General features: G+C 44.9%; 16 protein-coding genes, 15 tRNA genes and 1 rRNA gene. 7 read left to right on the top strand and 25 right to left on the bottom strand.

What is annotated here, in order from left to right; translation table 11 throughout:
- Nucleotides 1-32: 32 nt before the first annotated feature.
- From ACFWMP_RS10380 to ACFWMP_RS10400, 5 genes are all read right to left on the bottom strand, one after another.
- Nucleotides 33-920: a sugar phosphate isomerase/epimerase family protein gene (locus tag ACFWMP_RS10380; protein WP_340974197.1), complete on the bottom strand. Its 888-nt coding sequence runs from the start codon at nt 918-920 to the stop codon at nt 33-35.
- 38 nt (nt 921-958) lie between these two features.
- Entirely contained in the window at nt 959-1987 is a 1029-nt protein-coding gene (locus tag ACFWMP_RS10385) for a LacI family DNA-binding transcriptional regulator (RefSeq protein ID WP_339245006.1), read from the bottom strand.
- Nucleotides 1988-2055: 68 nt separating this feature from the next.
- Entirely contained in the window at nt 2056-3630 is a 1575-nt protein-coding gene (locus tag ACFWMP_RS10390) for a DUF3502 domain-containing protein (protein WP_042185012.1), read from the bottom strand.
- 75 nt (nt 3631-3705) lie between these two features.
- Nucleotides 3706-4602, bottom strand: a complete 897-nt coding sequence (locus tag ACFWMP_RS10395; RefSeq protein WP_197071264.1) for a carbohydrate ABC transporter permease — start codon at nt 4600-4602, stop codon at nt 3706-3708.
- Between the two features lie 28 nt (nt 4603-4630).
- Nucleotides 4631-5566: an ABC transporter permease gene (locus ACFWMP_RS10400; protein WP_379423428.1), complete on the bottom strand. Its 936-nt coding sequence runs from the start codon at nt 5564-5566 to the stop codon at nt 4631-4633.
- A 535-nt stretch (nt 5567-6101) separates the two neighbouring features.
- Between ACFWMP_RS10400 and bglX the strand changes: the two genes are divergently transcribed.
- From bglX to ACFWMP_RS10420, 4 genes are all read left to right on the top strand, one after another.
- Nucleotides 6102-8261 (top strand): beta-glucosidase BglX, encoded by a 2160-nt coding sequence (bglX, locus tag ACFWMP_RS10405; RefSeq protein ID WP_379423430.1) that lies wholly within the window; start codon nt 6102-6104, stop codon nt 8259-8261.
- Nucleotides 8262-8291: 30 nt separating this feature from the next.
- Complete coding sequence (locus tag ACFWMP_RS10410) at nt 8292-9260, top strand: metallophosphoesterase family protein (RefSeq protein WP_042185003.1); 969 nt, start codon at nt 8292-8294, stop codon at nt 9258-9260.
- Nucleotides 9261-9432: 172 nt separating this feature from the next.
- Entirely contained in the window at nt 9433-10206 is a 774-nt protein-coding gene (locus tag ACFWMP_RS10415; RefSeq protein WP_379423433.1) for a 3'-5' exonuclease, read from the top strand.
- A gap of 126 nt (nt 10207-10332) precedes the next feature.
- Nucleotides 10333-11109: a MerR family transcriptional regulator gene (locus tag ACFWMP_RS10420; protein WP_379423435.1), complete on the top strand. Its 777-nt coding sequence runs from the start codon at nt 10333-10335 to the stop codon at nt 11107-11109.
- Between the two features lie 74 nt (nt 11110-11183).
- Here ACFWMP_RS10420 and aroD read toward each other — a convergent pair whose 3' ends face one another.
- A complete protein-coding gene (gene aroD / locus ACFWMP_RS10425) occupies nt 11184-11948 on the bottom strand; it encodes a type I 3-dehydroquinate dehydratase (protein WP_339244994.1) in 765 nt (254 codons plus the stop codon).
- Nucleotides 11949-11993: 45 nt separating this feature from the next.
- A complete protein-coding gene (rbsK, locus tag ACFWMP_RS10430) occupies nt 11994-12932 on the bottom strand; it encodes a ribokinase (RefSeq protein ID WP_379423438.1) in 939 nt (312 codons plus the stop codon).
- 253 nt (nt 12933-13185) lie between these two features.
- Here rbsK and glgP point away from each other — a divergent pair, with 253 nt between their 5' ends.
- Both glgP and katA read left to right on the top strand, forming a co-directional pair.
- A complete protein-coding gene (gene glgP, locus ACFWMP_RS10435) occupies nt 13186-14802 on the top strand; it encodes an alpha-glucan family phosphorylase (protein WP_379423440.1) in 1617 nt (538 codons plus the stop codon).
- 250 nt (nt 14803-15052) lie between these two features.
- Complete coding sequence (gene katA, locus ACFWMP_RS10440; RefSeq protein WP_379423442.1) at nt 15053-16510, top strand: catalase KatA; 1458 nt, start codon at nt 15053-15055, stop codon at nt 16508-16510.
- Nucleotides 16511-16666: 156 nt separating this feature from the next.
- Here katA and ACFWMP_RS10445 read toward each other — a convergent pair whose 3' ends face one another.
- Nucleotides 16667-16861 carry a sporulation protein Cse60 gene (locus tag ACFWMP_RS10445; protein ID WP_042184993.1) on the bottom strand — a complete coding sequence of 65 codons (195 nt, stop codon included), beginning with the start codon at nt 16859-16861 and terminating at the stop codon, nt 16667-16669.
- A 394-nt stretch (nt 16862-17255) separates the two neighbouring features.
- Between ACFWMP_RS10445 and ACFWMP_RS10450 the strand changes: the two genes are divergently transcribed.
- Entirely contained in the window at nt 17256-17711 is a 456-nt protein-coding gene (locus tag ACFWMP_RS10450) for a GreA/GreB family elongation factor (RefSeq protein ID WP_060625163.1), read from the top strand.
- Between the two features lie 101 nt (nt 17712-17812).
- Here the strand turns inward: ACFWMP_RS10450 and ACFWMP_RS10455 are convergent, their stop codons facing one another.
- The 17 genes from ACFWMP_RS10455 to rrf all read right to left on the bottom strand — a co-directional run.
- Nucleotides 17813-18277, bottom strand: a complete 465-nt coding sequence (locus ACFWMP_RS10455) for a YdeI/OmpD-associated family protein (protein WP_340974179.1) — start codon at nt 18275-18277, stop codon at nt 17813-17815.
- Between the two features lie 102 nt (nt 18278-18379).
- Nucleotides 18380-18450: transfer RNA gene (locus ACFWMP_RS10460), tRNA-Gly, on the bottom strand.
- A gap of 12 nt (nt 18451-18462) precedes the next feature.
- Nucleotides 18463-18536, bottom strand: a tRNA-Pro gene (locus ACFWMP_RS10465).
- Between the two features lie 30 nt (nt 18537-18566).
- Nucleotides 18567-18643 (bottom strand) — tRNA-Arg (locus ACFWMP_RS10470).
- A gap of 8 nt (nt 18644-18651) precedes the next feature.
- Nucleotides 18652-18726: transfer RNA gene (locus ACFWMP_RS10475), tRNA-Gly, on the bottom strand.
- A gap of 6 nt (nt 18727-18732) precedes the next feature.
- A tRNA-Leu gene (locus ACFWMP_RS10480) sits at nt 18733-18816 on the bottom strand.
- Nucleotides 18817-18831: 15 nt separating this feature from the next.
- Nucleotides 18832-18907, bottom strand: a tRNA-Lys gene (locus ACFWMP_RS10485).
- Between the two features lie 7 nt (nt 18908-18914).
- Nucleotides 18915-18989: transfer RNA gene (locus ACFWMP_RS10490), tRNA-Gln, on the bottom strand.
- A gap of 16 nt (nt 18990-19005) precedes the next feature.
- Nucleotides 19006-19083: transfer RNA gene (locus ACFWMP_RS10495), tRNA-Asp, on the bottom strand.
- A gap of 25 nt (nt 19084-19108) precedes the next feature.
- Nucleotides 19109-19185: transfer RNA gene (locus tag ACFWMP_RS10500), tRNA-Met, on the bottom strand.
- A gap of 72 nt (nt 19186-19257) precedes the next feature.
- A tRNA-Met gene (locus tag ACFWMP_RS10505) sits at nt 19258-19334 on the bottom strand.
- A gap of 17 nt (nt 19335-19351) precedes the next feature.
- Nucleotides 19352-19427: transfer RNA gene (locus ACFWMP_RS10510), tRNA-Val, on the bottom strand.
- A gap of 6 nt (nt 19428-19433) precedes the next feature.
- Nucleotides 19434-19505: transfer RNA gene (locus tag ACFWMP_RS10515), tRNA-Glu, on the bottom strand.
- Nucleotides 19506-19521: 16 nt separating this feature from the next.
- Nucleotides 19522-19614 (bottom strand) — tRNA-Ser (locus tag ACFWMP_RS10520).
- Between the two features lie 5 nt (nt 19615-19619).
- Nucleotides 19620-19695 (bottom strand) — tRNA-Asn (locus ACFWMP_RS10525).
- A gap of 3 nt (nt 19696-19698) precedes the next feature.
- Nucleotides 19699-19775, bottom strand: a tRNA-Ile gene (locus tag ACFWMP_RS10530).
- 58 nt (nt 19776-19833) lie between these two features.
- A 5S ribosomal RNA gene (gene rrf, locus ACFWMP_RS10535) occupies nt 19834-19937 on the bottom strand; the annotation flags it as partial.

A 19937-nucleotide genomic window follows, 5' to 3' on the forward strand; every position in this document is an offset into this window, starting at 1 on the left:
GTCATTTTTGGGTTGTTACTATTTGATATCCTTTACACCGGATTAGGGACAAAACTGCCACCTCGGCAATACTTCAAATAATTTAGCGCATGTACTTGTCCAGTCATTTCTAGTTCACCCTGGTAGACAGGATCATGCCAGCCTTCAATATCAATAGTTCCCTTATAGCCGGCTTGGCGCAGAATCGAGATGATATCCACCCAGTTCGTATCTCCGAAGCCAGGCGTCCGGTCCCACACATAAGACTTAGGTCCGTGAATTCCGTATTCCTTGACGATATCCCAGGCAATAGTGGCATCCTTGCCATGTACATGGAATACCTTATTCACCCATTTGCGTAGCTGCGGAATCGGATCAATGAGACCTATCAGCTGGTGGCACGGTTCCCATTCCAGACCCAGATTGTCTGCTGGTACAGCATTGAACATTTTCTCCCAGGCTGAAGGATTGTGAGCGATATTCCACTCTCCGGCCTGCCAGTTTCCACCCATAGAGCAATTTTCAAAAGCAATTCTTAAGCCACGATCGGCTGCCCTTTTGGACAATTCACTAAACACCTCTGCAAATCTCGGAATCGACTCGTCAATCGAAGAACCTGGAAGACGTCCAGTGAATCCGCCGATAATATCTGTGCCGAATAAATGCGCATGTTCAATCAGCCGCTCCCAGCTGGCGAGTGTGTCAGCGTTGTCGCCTGTCCCTGAAAGTGGATTGCCATAAATCCCAACAGAAGAGATGACAAAATCATGTTCAGCAGCCAGTTCCTTAAGTCGTGCAGCTGTTTCTACAAGATTGGTTTCACCTGTGGTCTGCCAAAAGTTCAGGTTAAAGGATTCAAAACCATGCTGAACGATTTGCGGAATCACGGTGACGGCCTCCCCGCCACGAACCAGAGTACCTATTCTCAATGTGTCTTGCATACGGGTTACCACTCCAATGATAGCTTTTATAGTCAGGATTAAACCTTAAGTGTTTTGAGCATCTTGCAAGAGCCTCGCTTGAGCAATACCGCATCGTAGACAATATGCTGATGACCTGACCTTCCAGAAATTAGATCAAACAGAACGCCCACGCTGGATAAAGCCATTTCTGTACCCGGTTGGCTGATCGTATCAAGTGAAGGATGAAAATATTCAGCCATTTCGATCCCGTCAAAGCCAATGATTGAAATATCATCCGGAATAGACAACCCTGCGGTAAGCACCGCTTTGGCAGCACCGATAGCAATCGTGTCGGAGGCTGCAAATATTGCGGTTACTCCCTTATTCCTTTTAAGCAATCTTCGCGCTGCATCAAATCCAGAGCTAGGACTGTATTCACAATCTTCCACAAGCTGTGCATCATAAGGCAGATTATGTTCTTCCAGTGCTTTTTTGTAGCCCAAATAACGCCGGTTGCCTGTCGTTTCATCCAGTAATGGGGACTTGGCTAGAAAACCAATATTCTCATGCCCAAGTGATATCAAGTAATTGGTGGCCTTATAAGCTTCCTTCAATTCATTAATGGTGACACTAGAAAAGATATCAGGGTCCACCTCTTGTGTAGAGGTGATCGTTGTCAGAACAAATGGGACCGTCAGCTGCTTGAATTTCTCTTCGGAATGATTGTAAGTTCCGCCCATGAAGATGATCCCGCATAGATTCTTTTCTTTGGTTAGCTGAATCGCCGCATTAATTTCATCCGTTCCATCCTCTACCTGATGAATGAGGAAAGGGTACCCTCGCAGATTAGCCTGCCGCTCGATTTCTTTGATCATATTAGAGAAGAACGGATTCGTAATCCCCTTAACCATAAGTGCAATGTTCTTAGACTCCGTAGTTTTTAGATTTCTCGCATTGGAATTGGGAATGTAATTGTATTCCTTAACAACATTCAGAACCTTTTCCCGTGTAGCCTTGCTCACCAGCCCCTTATTGTTGATGACCCTGGAAACCGTCGAGATGCCCACACCGGAAATCCGCGCGATATCCTTGATATTTACGTCCACTATACTCCCCCACTTATAAGTAAGGGAGCTATATGCTACTATAGCTCCCTTACACCTTTTAACGTTCTTTAGTTCACTGGAACAAACTCAGCCAATTGCTTTTCTACTTCGGCAATAACCTTGTCAATTCCTGCTTTTTTCAGTTGCTCACGGTAATCCGCTACAGCAGCTTTAGGATCTTTGCTTGTTTTACCAAGCATCAATTGAATACCAAGCTGGGAATTCACGTTGGAGATGGAAGCAATTTCTGTAGTTACATTCGATGGATCAAAGCTAAAGCCATTGTATGGATCATCGATAGCGACTTTATCCCACTCTGCAAACAAGGAGTTACGAATTGGGTTTTCTGTATCCGTAGGAACTACGAATTTGTCGTTACGAAGTGACCAAGCAGCGAAACCTCCGCCGTCCGTTTTTTCGTTGAAGCCTGGAGGCTGCTTTTTAACACCATTTTCCATAACATATTGTTTGCCTTCAATACCGTTTTGGATGAGGTTGTAGTAGCTTTCGTCAGTCATGAACTTCTCGATTACCATCAGAGAGCGCTCTGGATTCTCGGAGCTCGTGCTGATTACAGTCGAGTTGTCAACGCCCATCTTACGTTTGATCTTCTTGTTGGCTTCCGCAAAAGTAAAGAATGCAGTTTCTGCCTCTGGTTGTGCCTTCAAATCTGCACCGTATTGGCCGATCCAGTCCTGAGCATGAGTCAAATAACCTGCGGAGTTTGCTGCTCTGAAGTTATCTTTACTTCCAAGAGTTGCAGACAGCACATCTTTGCCCCAGTACCCTTTATCTGCCCATTCACGCATCTTCACAGCCCAATCTTCGAATTCTTGAGTGTATGCTGGATGGAAGACGGTCTTGTAGTCCTCTGGACTTTTCGTCACAAGATTCAGTTCATTCAAAGATATACCAGGTGCGTTAAGCCACATTCCTGTAGTATCAACGAGCATTCTGAACATATTGGCCGCATCTTCAGACTTACCGTTAATTGGTGGGAAGGACTCATTGGCAACAACATTATCCATGTATTTAACCATATCGTCGAGTGTGGTGATTTTTTCCATGCCATATTTTTTCAGCAAGTCTACACGATAGGCATAACCATTCGGTGTATATTCGCTATAAAGACTCGGAACACCATAGATTTTACCTTTGTATTTAGTATTTTCCCATACACTAGCAGGAATTTCTGCCTTCAGCTTAGGAGCAACTTTATCGAGCATATCTGTAAGGTCCACTAGAGCGCCTTCACTAGCCAATGTGAAATAGGATACTGGTGCTCCAGGAGATGCATGAGACATATCAAATTGCTCACCAGAAGCAAATAGCAACGGATATTTGGTATTGATATCCGGCCAGTCAATATACTTCACTTCAATTGTAGCGTTAAGATCAGCCTTAAGCTTTTTGTTAATCTCAGCAAGAATCGCCTTATTTTGAACGCCTTCACTGCCCCACAGGTAGTAAACCAACTTAGCTTCTTTAGAAGTATCTACTCCTCCTGCATTCGTTGAAGCTTCTGGTGCCTTCGTAGCTGCCGGATCATTACTTGCCTCGTTGTTCTTCGATGAACAGGCTGTCAATGCCCCAGTAAGCATGAGTACAGCAATTAAAGAAGACGCAATTTTTTTACCTTTCATTAGGTAAGCCTCCCTTTTCTTTTCTATTTATGAATTGCATTTATAATAAACGCGCCTTCGAAAAGGAGACGTCCATTAACCCTTTACAGCCCCAACGGTGAGGCCTGTTACGAAATAACGCTGTACAAATGGATAGAGAAGAATAATTGGCCCGGTGGCCAGCACAGCTGTAGCCATCTTGATGGATTGCGTTGGAAGATCAGCCGTATTGATAACTGCCCCCGAATTGATTAGTGTACCGAGATTCGTCTGATTGACCATTCGCTGCAAAAAGTATTGGAGTGGATATTTCGTCGGGGAGTCCATATATAACATCCCGTTGTACCACTCATTCCAAAAGCCTATCGCCGAGAAAAGCCCGATGGTAGCTAAGGAAGGAACCGCCAGCGGAATAAATATCCGCCAATAGATATGGAAGTCGCCAGCACCGTCAATGGTAGCAGATTCATATAAGGAATCCGGAATCGCCTTCATGAAATTACGCATCAGGAAGATCGACCAAGCGCCAACTACAGCCGGTAGAATCATGGCAAATAAGTTATCTTTCATATGCAGGTGCTTGACCATCAGGATATACGTTGGAATCAAGCCACCGCTGAAGAGTGTCGTAAAGTAAATTAGAAAGGAAAAGAAGTTGCGATACTTGAAATCCTTGCGGTTAAGCACGAAGCCAGCCATCGACATCATGAACAGTCCAAGGACCGTACCCACTACGGTTATAAAAATAGTGATCTTATAAGCATTTACCAATTGCGTAGAGTTGTTAAATAACAATTCGTAAGCCTTAAATGAAAATTCCTTAGGCAGCAGCTTGTAGCCTTCACGGACAATTTCCTGCTCGTTCATGAACGATGAGGAGATCATTAGTGCGAAGGGAAATACACAGAACAGTGCAAAGATACTAATGCAGATATAGCTAATCACTTTTATGATAATACTTCCCGAATCCTGTTTGATTTTTTGAGTTTCCATATTCATCACCCCTGTTTCATGTCTGGTTTTAGAACAATGCGCTGTCTGGCTCGACCTTGCGTACAATAAAGTTAACTACTAGCACCAGAATCAGGCCAAACATGGATTGGTAGAAGCCCACAGCGGCGCCCATAGAGAAGTTGAATTGTCCCACCAGTGAACGGAAGACATAGGTATCGATAATATCCGTCTGCGGATACAGCACCGAGTTCGTACCGATCAGATTATAGAAAAGGTCAAAGGAGCCCTTGAGAATTCCACCCATACCAAACAGTAAAAGCAGAATAAAGGTTGGCTTCAGAATCGGTAAGGTCATATAACGGATCCGCTGCCAGGTAGTGGCTCCGTCCATATAAGCAGCCTCGTACAGATCATGATTAATCCCTGTGATCGTTGCCAGATAGACAATCATTCCATATCCGGTAGCGGCCCAGATCTTGAAGGCTACAATGATATATTTCCATATGCCCGGATCAGAATAAAACTCGTAACGGTCTAGCCCCATTCCGGTTAGCATCGTATTGATGAACCCGGAATTGAAATTGAATATATTGTAGGCAAACACACCGACGATAACCATAGAGATAAAGTAAGGTAGGAGAATAACGGATTGAGACACTTTCTTGAACCACTTGCCCGAGATCTCCGAAAGCATAATGGCAAACACAATTTGAATAATGTTACCCAGAGCTAGGAAGACGATGTTGTAGAGCAGTGTATTCTTGGTAATATTCCACAGATCGCCATTCTGAACCAGAAATTCGAAGTTTTTCAGACCGATAAAGTTACTTCCGAAAATACCCTTATTGAGCTTGTAATCTACGAATGCGACGTAAGCGCCAGGCATTACCGCATAGTGAAAAATAATGAAGTATAGGATTACAGGCAGCAACATTAGAAAAAGCACTTTCTTCTTAATGACTTCCCGGACAATATTTCCACCCGCAAGCTTAATTCTTGCCAATGAGCCCACCTCCAATTTGAAAGATGCATTTCATCACATGCATAACTTAGCTTCCTTTCTTGTCCCGCAACCAGCTTGAAACTGATTGCTCATCCTTTATGATAAAGCGTATCGGATGATATAGAAACGTTTCCATAATTTCTTTGAAACTCCCTGTACGAAAATCATACTCCCTAGATGTATGCGCTGTCAATTCATTTTATTTTTGTTTTTCTAGTAATAAAAATCACATTTTACAACCTAAATATAATGAATCGGCCGATTTCGCGAAGATAATTGACTTTTTATGGTCTTCGGACTAAGATCGATATGTATCGTTAATGGAAACGTTTCTATCTGTTCTTTCATAGACATGTCAGTCTTATATATGATGTCTGACAATGAACTCCCCGTTCTTATCTATTGCATGTCTCATCCAATTATATTTATCTGCGTGTGCACTGCGGCGAACTCAAATAGCAAGCGCTTTCTTATTGGTATAGCACATCTATTTGTCACAATAACTTTCAATGCGCTCACGAGGAAGGTGTTAACCATGACTAAACTGTTTATCCAAGATCTTGTGAACGATATGACTCTAGAAGAAAAACTGGCCCAATTAACCCAGCTAGGCCCTCACTATTGGGGTTTGGATGATACCGTAGATTTAACCGGTCCATTCAAGGAACTGAACATTAAGCCGCAGGTAATGCAGAACATCGGAAGCGTTCTGAACGGCATTGGAGCCAGGAATGTGATTGATCTACAGACCCGGCATTTGCAAGCCAGCCGTCAGAAAATCCCCTTACTCTTCATGGCGGATGTGATTCATGGTTACAGAACGATCCTACCGATCCCGCTTGCGATAGGTTGTAGCTTTGACATGGAGGCCTGTGAAAGGTTCGCTGAAATTGCAGCCAAGGAGAGCGCAGCTGCCGGTATTCACCTCACTTTCTCGCCTATGACGGATCTTGTACGCGATCCGCGCTGGGGACGAGTGATGGAGACATCCGGTGAGGACCCTTATCTGAATGCTCGTGTAACTGAGAGCATGGTACGGGGCTATCAGGGCAAAGACCTAAAAGAAAAAGGTCGTATCGCTGCCTGTGTGAAGCACTTCGCCGGTTATGGCGCTCCCGAAGGCGGTCGAGAATACAATACGGTGGATATGTCCCTCGGCGTATTACGTGAGTTCTATCTACCAGCCTATAAAGCTGCTGTAGATGCTGATGTAGCCATGGTGATGGCCGCATTCAATACGATTGATCGTATACCTGCAAGCGGTAATTCCAAACTTCTCCGCGGGATTCTGCGTGAGGAATGGGGCTTCAATGGCGTTACCATCGCCGATTTCAATTCCGTAAATGAACTAATCCCTCATGGCGCTGCCGAAGATGGTCGTGAAGCAGCTGAGAAAAGTCTGGCTGCCGGACTAGATATTGAAATGATGTCCACCCATTATCTAAACCACGGCGCTGCTCTCGTCGAGGAAGGCAAGCTTGATATCTCCTTGATTGATGAAGCCGTTATCCGGGTGCTAGAACTCAAGGACGCTCTCGGCTTGTTTGACAATCCATTCAAGGATGCAGATCCACTAGTAGATGAGGCGCCCACGCCGAGCGCGGAGAATTTACAAGCTGCGAGAGAGCTGGGTGCAAGCTCAGTGGTGCTGCTGAAAAATGACAATAACGCTCTGCCCCTTAAACACGGTATGAAGATTGGATTGGCTGGTCCCTTCGCTACCTCTATTCATGTGCTGGGCGGCTGGTCTGGAACGGAAAAAGACCCGGCCGTATCACTCTACAACGGCATTTCTCAAAAAACATCTGCCGCGGATATTATTACGGCCATGACTGGTGAGCTGGGAAGCATGCTAGAGGGTGTTTTTGATGTGGAGGATGAAATCGAAGAAGCCTTTCAGCGCCTAAAAGATTGCGATGTAATTCTCGCTGCTGTCGGTGAGAATCAGCAGGATACCGGGGAAGGCGGAAGCAAAACCAATCTGCGCTTGTCGACCAATCAGGAGAAGCTGATCTGGCGTCTGAAAGATACCGGCAAAAAGATTGTTACCATTGTATTTAGCGGCCGACCACTGGAACTAAAGCCTGTTCTTGAGGCCAGCGATGCTCTACTGCAAGCCTGGTTTCTGGGAACAGAATCCGGAAATTCATTAGCTGATGTGCTGTTCGGAGATTATAATCCGTCCGCTCGTTTATCTATGAGCTTCCCTTACTCGGTTGGTCAAATTCCTGTTTATTACAATGCCTATCAGACGGGACGTCCCTATGATCCCCTATATCCGAATGTGCGTTATGTAACCCGATATCTGGATTGCCCTAATGACCCTCTTTTCTGTTTTGGCTATGGTCTGAGCTATTCCAGTTTTGATTACAGCAACTTCAATGTTGATGCTAAGGGTCGGATTGTTGCCTCCATTGAGGTGGAGAATACTTCAGACATCACCGGCAAGGAAACCGTTCAACTCTATATCCATGATGTTAGCGCAAGTGTCGTACGCCCGGTCAAGGAGCTGAAAGCCTTCCGACAAATTACACTCGCAGCGCATGAGAAACAAGTGGTTTCTTTCGAGATCACTAGAGAAATGCTGATGTTCTACGGAAAAGATGATCAAATGGTCTTCGAACCCGGGGAATTTGATATTATGATTGGTAGAAGCTCCGGAGACCATTTCACCCAGCGGATCTGGATCGGCTAACTATATTAGACAGTAAGGGAGATAACCCCAATGAGACACAGCTTATCATTTCAGCAAGATGGAACCTTGAAAATTGTACAGTTCACTGATCTTCACTGGATGGATGGAAGAGCCGAAGATCAGCGTACCCGGGAACTGATGGAACGTGTTCTAGAAGCAGAACAACCTGATCTTGTGGTCTTCACGGGAGATCTAATTTACACTGCCCCTGTCTCTCCTGGCGAAAAGGCATGTGAAGACCCTGCCCAAGCATTTCGGGATGCTGTCGCTGCTGTAGAAAAAACAGGTACCCCTTGGGCCTTCGTATTTGGTAACCATGATACAGAAACCCTGATTTCCCGCAGTGAATTGATGCAGATAGCATTAGAACATCCCCACTGTCTGGCCGAAGCCGGTCCAGAGGATCTTGAAGGTTCAGGCAATTACACGCTTGAAATAAAAGATCAGGATGGCCAAGCAGCCGCTGTCCTTTATTTTGTTGACTCGGGCAGTTACTCCGAGATGGAGCATATCCCAGGCTACAATTGGATTAACCGGAATCAAATCAACTGGCTAACTGCTGAATCCGCTCGGTTGAATCCTAAAACTGCTGAGAACAGGCTGCCTGCATTGGCTTTCTTCCATATCCCGATTCCGGAATATCGTGAGGTCTGGTCTACACAAGTCTGTCATGGGTATAAGTATGAACGTGTATGCTCACCTGAGGTTAACTCGGGATTATTCTCGGCTTTGCTTGAAATGGGTGATGTGCTTGGCACCTTCTGCGGACATGACCATATCAATGATTTTACGGGCAGCCTGTATGGCATACGTCTTTCCTATGGCCGTGCTACCGGCTACAATACTTATGGAAAAGAAGGCTTTATGCGGGGCGCACGCGTCATCAGACTGACCCAAGGCACCCAAGACTTCGATACCTGGCTTCGTCTTGAAGACGGATCTGTCCTGCTGGAACAGCCAATTCATCAGCCTGAACCTGCTGCCGGTTCAGAACATTAATCGTCTTACTTTATTGTCTGCAATCTTTTTGCTCATTAATAGTTATAAAAAGAACCCGCATAGTGCTGGTTCTTTTTTATGTTCCAATATTAGCTTGTTCTCATACTCCCCATTACATCGCTTTTTTTGTTAAAATAGAGTAGTCGACGTATTAAGTACTACAGCGTCAGTCATGGAACGGAGGCAAGTACCTGTGGATTATATTATTCTGGACATCGAATTCAACGGCCGTAAGTTTGCCAGCGAGCACCCTATGGAGGTCATTGAGATTGGAGCTGTCCGGTTAGACTCTTCATTGCAGTATAAGGATGAATTTTCTTCCTTGATCAAACCCATATATTTCTCCACCCTTAATTCTTTTATTAAGAAAAAAACCGGTATTCCCCAAGAGGAAATCGACATCGCACCCCGCTTCCCGAAAGTCATCACTGCTTTTAGAGAGTGGCTTGATCTAAGTACAGATGGAGTGTTGCTCCTTACTTGGGGTGGCGAAGACATGAAGCGAATCATTCAGGATGTACGTATGCACAAGATGGACGACTCCTACTGGATGTCTGCAACGTATTTCGATTTACTGAAGGGTGTGCTGCGGGCTCGCGGCCTAAGCAATGATATCAGTGTCGAAGGCGCGATGGCTTTGTTTGAACTTGAACCTTCTGGATCTGCTCACCGTGCGTTGGATGACGCAAAGATGACTTCGGAAATCTTCCGCGCTGTGTTTAAGGATCTGGATTTTGAGCGCTCACAGCATTACGTAGATACTTTTTCTAATGCCAAAGAACGCAAGACGGTCAAAGTCGCCATTAAAGCGATGAACTCACAAAAAATAGTACCTACCTGGGACCTTGTTCTCGAACACTACTTCTCAGACAAAACAACCCTAGCTGATCCTCGGAAATTAGAGGAATTACAAAATTATTTTGCGGCGCAGATGGGTCAAAAATAACTTCAACATCAGCAAATCATAGCAGCGGCAGTCTTCCCAATGATCTTCAGCGGGTAACTGCCGCTGTTTGGGATACGCAAAAAAAACATTTGACCTTCACGCTACGTAAAGGTGTACATTGAATTTGTGGGAGGTGATACTACGGAATACACAGTACAGAAGCTCGCTGAGCTAGCTGGAATCAGTACGCGAACCCTGCGCTACTACGACGAGTTTGGCATTCTTAAGCCGGCGAGAATCAACTCCTCGGGGTATCGTATCTATGGCCGCACCGAAGTAGATCTTCTACAGCAAATTTTATTTTATCGAGAGCTTGGCTTAAGTCTGGAACGTATCAAAGCTATTATGACTGAACCGTCATTCGACGGAGTCAAAGCGCTACGGGAGCATCATGACAAGCTGCTTGAAAAGAGACATCAATTAGATCTATTAATCGCTAACGTCGAACAGACGCTGGCTCACCAAGAAGGGAGAATGACTATGAGTGACGCTGAAAAATTCGAAGGATTCAAGCAAAAGCTGGTAGAGGATAACGAGAAGAAATACGGTCAAGAAATACGGGAGAAATATGGGGACAGCACCGTAGAACAATCCAACAAGAAGCTTAAAGGTATGACTGAAGAACAATATGCGGCTATACAGCAGCTTGAGGAGGAAATGTTCGAGACACTTGTGCAAGCGATGGAGCATGGAGATCCTGCCAGTGTATTGGCGCAAAAAAGTGCTGATCTACATCGCCAGTGGCTCTCCTTCTACTGGGATTCCTATTCCAAAGAGGCACATGCCGGTGTCGCGCAAATGTATGTGGATGATGAACGTTTTACCAAGTACTACGACAAGCATCGCCCTGGACTTGCAGCGTTCCTAAGAGATGCCGTTCACGTATACACGGGAACAAAATAATAAAATAGAAATAGAGCGGCACCGGAAATCCGGACGCCGCTCTATTTCTATTATCTGAACCTCACTGATAGCTCCTATAGACTGCGATGCAGCAGTGACAGTACATTTCGCAGCTCAACCACAGCTACCTGTCCAGGCGCAGAGGGCTTATGCGCCGCTCCAAAGGTAAGCGCTGAACCGAATATTTCACCGGCTAGACGGCTAATGACCCCAGCTCCCGCCATGGACATTGTAATAATCGGGCGATCTGCATATTGTTCTTTCATCATATGGGTAGCTTCTAGTAAAGTCAGTACATCCCCCGCATCCTGAGGCATCACCGCAATTTTAGGCAAGTCCCCGCCAAGCTCCTGTGCCTTGCGTAATCGCGAGATGATCTCCTCTTGAGAAGGTGTTCCATGAAAATCATGATTCGAGATAATGACAGACACGTTATGAGTATGAGCAGTCTCGACTAGTAGCTTTACATCCTGTTCCTCATTGAATAATTCAACATCAATTATATCTACTAGACCACTTTCAGCTGCAGCTATATTCAGTGCTATGTAATATTCCGTGCTAACCTGCTTCTCTCCGCCTTCTTTTGCACTCCGAAAAGTAAAAATCAGCGGTAACTCCGGAATTACAGAATGGATTTCTTTTAGTGCTAAATTGACCGCCTCTACGTCTTCAACTTCGTCAAAAAAATCCGTCCGCCACTCCACTAAATCGGGACCAAGCTCTTTTAATGATTCGGCTTCCTGTTTCAGTTCAGACAAGGTAGCTCCAATCAACGGAACACATATTTTAGGGATTCCTTCGCCAATGATCACATTTTTAACGATTACTGTCCTGCTCATTATTTCAGCCCCTTATCCAGTCGTCTGCTATAGATTCTGTATTGTTTATTTTACTGCCGATACATGTTTTAGAAACTGTTCAACCTCTGATAACTGCGGCAGCGATGGGATCGCGCCTTCTTTCCCGACAGCCAGTGCTCCAACAGCATTAGCGAAGCTCACTGCCTCCTCCAGCGTTTTGCCTAAGACCAATTGCTGGGCTAATGCCCCATTGAATGAGTCTCCGGCAGCAACCGTGTCTATCGCCTTGACCGGGAATCCAGGAACTGACTTAGCGCCTTCAGCATTAACGATCAGTGCGCCTTTAGATCCCAAGGTTACAATCACATTTTTAACACCTTTTTGCAGCAAAATACGGGCTGCCTGCTCAGCAGTCTCTAAACTATCTACAGTCATTCCGGTCAAAATTCCCGCTTCTGTCTCATTAGGTGTCAGATATGATACTTGACCCAGCATCTCGTCTTTAAGCACTCTAGCTGGTGCTGGATTCAGAATGACCGGAATTCCATGACGATGTGCAATGGCAATAGCATGCTCACTCATCGCCAGTTCCATTTCAAGCTGCATCACAATCATCTCAGCCTGGCTGATGACAGTCTCTAACGCCTGTATATCCTCTGCAAAGAGATCAATATTCGCTCCGGGTACAACGATAATCCGATTCTCTCCATCTTCTTCAATAACGATTGAAGCTACACCTGTTGCCTCCGTTTCACTCACTGAGATATGTTCTATATGAATACCTTCCTGCTTAATAATCTCCAGCATTTCGCTTCCAAAGGTATCTTTTCCGACGCTGCCGATCATACTAACCTCAGCACCCAGACGTGCTGCGGCAACGGCCTGATTCGCTCCCTTTCCACCGGGAGATAGAGCAAATGCTTGTCCCATAAGCGTTTCTCCTGCATTCGGTGCCCGGTTCGTACGTACTACCATATCCATATTTAAGCTTCCAATCACAACTATACCCAACTTATACACCACCAATAATTATTTCTTCAATCTCTTTATCTTAGGGTCTTCCCTTCACTTTATCAATCACTTCCGTTGATTTTGCCCCTAATTGGCTATTTTCACCAAAATGACGTTATGCTTTTGTAGATAAAGTGTGCTAGAATGATGGTGCAATCGCTTCCACAACGATTGGTGACTGTTTTTTGAGCAAACGTTTGCATCTTAGATAATGCCAGCAGCTTTACTGCAATTCAATCTAATCCGCGATTAGGAGGCTTATCAAGTGAACGAACAAAAATTACCATCAGTAGCTTATTTCAGTATGGAGTACGGGTTACATTCCGATTTTAAAATGTATGCCGGAGGGCTTGGAATTCTCGCCGGTGACTACATTAAGGGAGCTAAAGACATCAATGCTCCTATCATCCCTATCGGGCTGAAGTGGAAACAAGGTTATACGGATCAAAAAATTGATGCAAACGGTAATCCATACGACTCCTATCACAATTATGTTTATGATTTTCTTGAAGATACAGGGGTGAAGGTAACTGTAAAAGTCAGAAAGACCGATGTGGTGTGCAAAGTATGGAAGACTGATTATTTTGGCAACAGCACGTTGTATTTACTGGATACAGATATCCCCGAGAATAATGATGCATGGATTACTGGACAATTGTACGGCTGGTTCGGTGAGGAACGGATCGCTCAAGAGATCGTACTCGGGATCGGCGGAGTAAAAGCTATGCGTGCTCTCGGCATTCCGATTGATGTCTATCATTTCAATGAAGGCCATGCAGCCTTAGCAGCCATCGAGCTCATTCGTGAAAAGATGTCCGGAGGCAGCACCTTTGAGGAAGCTTGGAAAGCTACTCGGGAAGAGGTTGTGTTCACTACACATACGCCGATAAAAGAAGGCAACGAAACCCATCCACTCGACCGCCTAGAGTATATGAGTGCATTCAATGGCTTAACCCGCGACCAGATGGAGCGTATCGGTGGCGAGCCGTTCAACATGACGGTTGCCGGTCTACGACTCTCACGTATTTCTAATGCAGTGGCTCAGCTTCATGCGGATACAGCCAATAAGATGTGGAAAGAGGTTGCCGGAAGATCGGACATCATTGGCATTACTAATGCCATTCATACCCCTACCTGGGTAGATGAAAGAATGACACAAGCCTATGAACAAAATGGCGATTTATGGGCAGTGCATAAAGAAATTAAGGGTGAACTGATTGATTTCATCAAAGAACGGTCCGGCATTAGTCTAAATGCTGACAATCTACTCATTGGCTTCTCACGCAGAGCTGCTCCTTATAAACGCAGTGACCTGATCTTCTCGCAGCCGGAAATTATTGAGCCTTATCTGGAGTCCGGCAAAATACAAATCGTCTTCTCTGGCAAAGCCCATCCACTCGATGATAACGGCAAAAAAATCGTCAGCAATTTAGTGGCGATGATGAAAAAATATCCGAAGAGTGTTGTCTTCTTGGAGAATTACGATATGACTATCGGCGCACAGCTGACACGCGGTTCTGATATTTGGCTCAACAATCCCCGTAGACCACTGGAAGCAAGTGGTACCTCCGGGATGAAGGCAGCCATGAACGGCGTATTGAACTGCTCTATTCTAGATGGCTGGTGGCCGGAAGCCTGTATAGATGGCGAGAATGGCTGGCAGATCGGAGACGGCTTCGAGACTACTGACTTCGAGGTTCTGGATAAGCATGATAGTGATGCGCTATACGACACCCTATTGAATCGAGTACTCCCAACCTATTATGAGAATCGTGAACAGTGGGTACAAATGATGAAGAAGAGTATCAAAACCACTCGCACCGAATTTGCCACCAAAAGAATGCTGGATGAATACTATAACAGAATGTACATTAAAAACTAAGTATAGAAAACGGATATTCCTATATCAAAATAGAACAGCGCACCCTCCAGTGATGGTAGAGGTGCGCTGTTTCTTTTTTAACTCTGCTTAGTAATTAATCACTCTATCTATCATATATATCTGAATGGGACGACGATTACCACATACTGTAATGTGTCAAATATTCAAAAAGTGTTGCATTTTCCCCAAAAAACATTAATATAGAACTTATACTAAATCTAAAATCAAATCTTACGAGGTGATTCTATTAATGAGCTCCAATAATAATAATCTTACGACCAGCTGGGGTGCTCCAGTAGGCGACAATCAAAATTCAATGACAGCCGGTGATCGTGGTCCTACTTTGCTGCAAGATGTCCATCTGCTTGAAAAATTAGCCCACTTTAACAGAGAACGTGTTCCTGAACGTGTCGTTCACGCTAAGGGTGCTGGCGCTCATGGGTATTTTGAGGTCACTCAGGATTTAACTCAATATACAAAAGCTAATTTTTTATCTGAGGTAGGCAAGCGTACCCCAATGTTCATCCGTTTCTCAACGGTAGCTGGGGAGCTAGGTTCTGCTGATACTGTAAGAGACCCACGTGGTTTTGCTGTGAAGTTCTATACCGAAGAAGGAAACTATGATCTCGTAGGTAACAATACACCTGTATTCTTCGTTCGTGATGCAATCAAGTTCCCCGACTTTATTCATACACAGAAGCGTGATCCACAGACACACTTAAAGAACCCTAATGCGGTTTGGGACTTCTGGTCTTTATCGCCGGAATCTCTTCATCAGGTTACGATTTTGATGTCAGATCGCGGAATCCCAGCTACGCTAAGACATATGCACGGGTTCGGAAGCCACACCTTCAAATGGGTAAATGCCGAAGGCAATGCCGTCTGGGTGAAATATCATTTCAAAACAGAACAAGGCATTAAGAACCTTGCTCCAGATCTTGCCGCCAAAATAGCTGGGGAGAACCCAGATTATCATACAGAAGACTTGTTCAATGCTATTGATAAAGGAGAATTCCCAGCGTGGAAGCTCTACGTGCAGATTATGCCAATCGAAGATGCGAACACTTATCGCTTTGATCCATTCGATGTAACCAAAGTATGGTCGCAAAAAGATTATCCATTAATTGAGGTTGGCCGCATGGTACTGGATCGCAATCCAGAGAATTACTTCGCGGAAGTAGAGCAAGTTACGTTCTCTCCTGGCTCTTTCGTCCCTGGTATTGAAGCTTCTCCTGATAAATTGCTACAGGGTCGACTGTTTGCTTACGGCGATGCTCATCGTCACCGTGTAGGTCCTAACCATAACAGCCTGCCTATCAACCGTCCAAAAGTAGAAGTGAAGAACTATCAACGTGACGGTGGCATGGCACTCGGCAACAATGGCGGATCCGGTGCCTATTATGAGCCTAACAGCTTAGGCGGACCTAAAGAAGCACCACAGTACAAAACATCACCTTTCGAAGTATCTGGAAATGCCGACAGTGTCTCCTATAATAGTGATGACCATTATACACAACCTGGTGACTTGTATCGCCTGATGAGTGAAGAAGAACGTACACGTCTTGTTCAAAATATCGTAGGCGCTATGACACCAGTTGAAAGTAACGATATTAAACTTCGTCAAATTGTTCATTTCTATAAAGCTGATCCAGAACTGGGACAGCGTGTTGCATCCGGTTTAGGATTATCCGTCCCAGACGGAATATAAGACTGTAATTGCACTTATACAATCAAAGAGGACCTTTACCCGTAAATGGGAAAGGTCCTCTTTGTTCATAAGAAAAGCTAAAACATATAATATATAAGAACGATCACGATGCATAGCGTGGAGACAACAGATAAGCACGAAAAAAAAGTATTCCAGTTATTGCCCTTCATTTGTCTTATACACGACCAGTATACTGCTTCTTTGATGCTCTGCCCCATCACGTGAAGATTTGACTACCGAACCGTAACAGATATTCACAACCTGTTCCTCACGCAGCCCTGCCAAGAACTCATTCGCCTTATTCTCAGCATACGAATTATCAGCATCTACAAACTCTTTTACTTGAATCATCCTGATCTCTCCTTTAATAAATTATAGTTACTTTTTATGTCTAGATTCTATAGGTGAACTCAACGAAATGTACATGGCGTATCACTCCCCTGGTAACATTTAATGTAAAATTATCTTCGAAATATAGTATAGGCATTCCGCAGTTTTCTACGAAATGCCTATAACATCAGCCTATCATAGCACCCAACTATACAATAGTCAAACGTTTTAAATACAATATTTAGTAAGAATTTATTGCCTTTGCAAAATGGATTGGATTTACATATAGAAGCTGTTATACTGATCAGAAGGTTCCCTCTAGGGGACCTCTATTTGTATAGGAGGGATTTTAATATGGCAACGCGTCATAACAAATTTGCAAAGAATGTGCTACTTAGAGGGGGTGAAATCTACTATGAACCATAGTCTAATTTATGAAGGCTCAAGGACACAACTGGTCCAGCAGCTTATTTATTTTGATGAGGAAAAAATCGCATTTCTAAATCAGTATTTCCCGGAACGAAGCAAACAAAGAAGTAATGCTGAAACGCTGTTGTCCCGTTATTGCTCCGAGCTGGAACAATTACTTTCCCGTTTCAATGGTGAAGAATTGAATTCACTCGTATTGATTGGAAGTCAGCTTCAGCTACGCTACTTAGACGACAATACTACAGATACCTACACCATCGTATTTCCAAACCAGGCAGAACCCAATGATAACAAGATTTCAATGTTCTCGCCTATTGGCATGCAGCTGCTGTTAGCTCAGATCGGCAGTACATGTCAGCTAGCTATTCCTTCAGGTGAGTTATCAGTAAAAATCGAAAGTATTAAGTTTGTGAATTGTGGTGAGGTGGCCGTTCTTATTTAAGCCCACTCGCACATATCACCAACATTAACAGCGTCCCTTTCCAATCTTATGGAAGAGGACGCTGTTCATCTATTCAGCCTGTTAAGCACTTCTTCATACTTTTATTTGAGCCTCAATCCTTCACCCAGTTTACTGACTGATTTTTCGATACGAGATGCTCTGGTTTCAGGTCTTTTCGCCGCTTCGATCCAAGATACATATTCCTTCTGATAAGAATAAGCCAGACCGTTATAATAAGCTTCTGCCTGCTCATGGCTACTCAACGCATCAAGGAAATCCTCTGGGGCTTCTACCTCCCGTAATTGATGATCTTGCTCCATCGTCACATGCACAATATCACCAGGTTGAGCTTTGGCTAGATCCCGTAGTTCCTTCTTTACCACCATAAAATGCTTTCCGTTTCCATGGGGCATAAGCGTTCCTCTATAGGGGATTCCATTTACACTTCCTTTTACCTGTATTCTGGACTTTGTTTCAAATATTTGTTCGGCATCAAAAGGGACGTTAAGATAAGTCCAGCTCCCACTTGCATCAGGTCGCACTAATTTAGCTTCAAATTCAAACATTGCTACCTCCTCAACTAAAAGCCCTAAGTTCTATTGTATCCATATGAATGTAACTATACAAAAAAACACCTGCCTATAATAGACAGATGTTTCTTAATTATAAGCGGGTGATGGGAATCGAACCCACGCTATCAGCTTGGAAGGCTGAAGTTCTACCATTGAACTACACCCGCAAAGGTATAAAATCGGGATGACACGATTTGAACATGCGACCCCCTGGTCCCAAACCAGGTGCTCTACCAAGCTGAGCTACATCCCGTCAAAACATGTAATTACTTAGTAATAAAAATGGCGCGCCCTGAGAGATTCGAACTCCCGGCCTTTTGATTCGTAGTCAAACGCTCTATCCAGCTGAGCTAAGGGCGCAAAAATTATGGAGCGGAAGACGGGAATCGAACCCGCGACCCTCGCCTTGGCAAGGCGATGCTCTACCGCTGAGCCACTTCCGCAAAATATGGTGCGCGTGAAGGGACTTGAACCCCCACGTCGTGAAACGCCAGATCCTAAGTCTGGTGCGTCTGCCATTCCGCCACACGCGCACACTTTGAAAATAATGGTGAGCCATGAAGGACTCGAACCTTCGACACCCTGATTAAAAGTCAGGTGCTCTACCAACTGAGCTAATGGCTCTCATAAATGGCTGGGGATATAGGATTTGAACCTATGCATGACGGAGTCAAAGTCCGTTGCCTTACCGCTTGGCTAATCCCCAACAATAATTAACTAAATGGCGGAACCGACGAGATTCGAACTCGCGATCTCCTGCGTGACAGGCAGGCATGTTAGGCCAACTACACCACGGTTCCATAGACATAATGCATAAGAGTAAATTGGTTGCGGGGGCAGGATTTGAACCTGCGGCCTTCGGGTTATGAGCCCGACGAGCTACCGGGCTGCTCCACCCCGCGTCATTTAATAATTATATACTATTCATTTACACTACGCCAGCTAGTCCCAAAACATCATGCTTAAGGAAAATTTGGTTGCGGGGGCAGGATTTGAACCTGCGGCCTTCGGGTTATGAGCCCGACGAGCTACCGGGCTGCTCCACCCCGCGTCGTTCTTAAATGAATATGGTGGAGGCTGAGGGGATCGAACCCCCGACCCTCTGCTTGTAAGGCAGATGCTCTCCCAGCTGAGCTAAGCCTCCATGTTATGACCCGTATGGGATTCGAACCCATGTTACCTCCGTGAAAGGGAGGTGTCTTAACCCCTTGACCAACGGGCCATGCTAATAAACTTTGTGGCGGAGAGAGAGGGATTCGAACCCTCGAGACGCTTGTGGCGCCTACACGATTTCCAATCGTGCTCCTTCGGCCAAACTCGGACACCTCTCCATAAATGGCTCCCCGAACAGGACTCGAACCTGTGACAACTCGATTAACAGTCGAGTGCTCTACCAACTGAGCTATCAGGGAATATGGTGGGCCTTAGTGGACTCGAACCACCGACCTCACCCTTATCAGGGGTGCGCTCTAACCAGCTGAGCTAAAGGCCCTTTTTAAGACACATCAATATTAAGGGCAAAAAAAATACCACGGGTAATGTGGTTGTCCGCTTGGCGACGTCCTACTCTCCCAGGACCCTTCGGTCCAAGTACCATCGGCGCTGGAGGGCTTAACGGTCGTGTTCGGGATGGGTACGTGTGGAACCCCTCCGC

The organism is Paenibacillus sp. NPDC058367, assembly GCF_042723305.1.
Taxonomy (GTDB): Bacteria; Bacillota; Bacilli; order Paenibacillales; family Paenibacillaceae; genus Paenibacillus_AQ.

Excerpts from the sequence above, each read along its gene's own strand:
- katA (WP_379423442.1), top strand. The coding sequence starts at position 15,053 with ATGAGCTCCAATAATAATAATCTTACGACCAGCTGGGGTGCTCCAGTA.
- ACFWMP_RS10410 (WP_042185003.1), top strand. The coding sequence starts at position 8,292 with ATGAGACACAGCTTATCATTTCAGCAAGATGGAACCTTGAAAATTGTA.
- aroD (WP_339244994.1), bottom strand. The coding sequence starts at position 11,948 with ATGAGCAGGACAGTAATCGTTAAAAATGTGATCATTGGCGAAGGAATC.
- ACFWMP_RS10450 (WP_060625163.1), top strand. The coding sequence starts at position 17,256 with ATGAACCATAGTCTAATTTATGAAGGCTCAAGGACACAACTGGTCCAG.
- bglX (WP_379423430.1), top strand. The coding sequence starts at position 6,102 with ATGACTAAACTGTTTATCCAAGATCTTGTGAACGATATGACTCTAGAA.
- ACFWMP_RS10380 (WP_340974197.1), bottom strand. The coding sequence starts at position 920 with ATGCAAGACACATTGAGAATAGGTACTCTGGTTCGTGGCGGGGAGGCC.
- ACFWMP_RS10395 (WP_197071264.1), bottom strand. The coding sequence starts at position 4,602 with ATGGAAACTCAAAAAATCAAACAGGATTCGGGAAGTATTATCATAAAA.
- ACFWMP_RS10415 (WP_379423433.1), top strand. The coding sequence starts at position 9,433 with ATGGAACGGAGGCAAGTACCTGTGGATTATATTATTCTGGACATCGAA.
- ACFWMP_RS10390 (WP_042185012.1), bottom strand. The coding sequence starts at position 3,630 with ATGAAAGGTAAAAAAATTGCGTCTTCTTTAATTGCTGTACTCATGCTT.
- ACFWMP_RS10455 (WP_340974179.1), bottom strand. The coding sequence starts at position 18,277 with ATGTTTGAATTTGAAGCTAAATTAGTGCGACCTGATGCAAGTGGGAGC.
- ACFWMP_RS10445 (WP_042184993.1), bottom strand. The coding sequence starts at position 16,861 with ATGATTCAAGTAAAAGAGTTTGTAGATGCTGATAATTCGTATGCTGAG.